Source organism: Vibrio sp. 2134-1 (assembly GCF_033339495.1).
Window position 1 is genome coordinate 1 of record NZ_JAWOUS010000967.1, and the last position, 515, is coordinate 515.

Here is a 515-nt window from a genome sequence, read left to right on the forward strand (position 1 = left end):
ATGAACGCGAAGGTCAACACATTGCTGGTTGATCGCGCCAACTTGAGTCAGCGTTTAGAGCGTTATCAATCCACCTTACTTCCCCAAGTTCAAGCTCGTATTCACGCGGTAGAAAGGGGTTATCAAAACAATACCGCACAGTTTAATGACGTGATCATGGCAAGCACAGACGAGCTGGCGCTAAAGCTCGAACAGCAACGTCTTATTACCGATTTAAACATCGTAAACAGCAACTTAGCAGCTTTATTGGGTGGTTTCGAATATCAAGTATCCACACCCAACATCACGCCTGAAGCAAGCGCGAACTAAAACAAAAACATGAAAGAACCCAAGTGTGGGGACGATGGCGAATGCACACCAATAAACAATCAACATCGCTGTCATGCCTCATGGGGAAAATAAGGAATTAGGAATGAGTTCAAATTCAATCAAGGTAGCAACCATCGCTCTGCTTGTTGGCGGGGCACTAGGGTTTGGCGTTAATCAGTACCTATCTGGTGCAAACCACGACATGA

General features: G+C 45.6%; 1 pseudogene. It reads left to right on the top strand.

Features of this window, described 5'->3' with window-relative positions:
- Positions 1-309 (top strand): annotated as a pseudogene (locus R7R78_RS29520) (copper transporter); the annotation flags it as partial.
- Between the last annotated feature and the right edge of the window lie 206 nt (positions 310-515).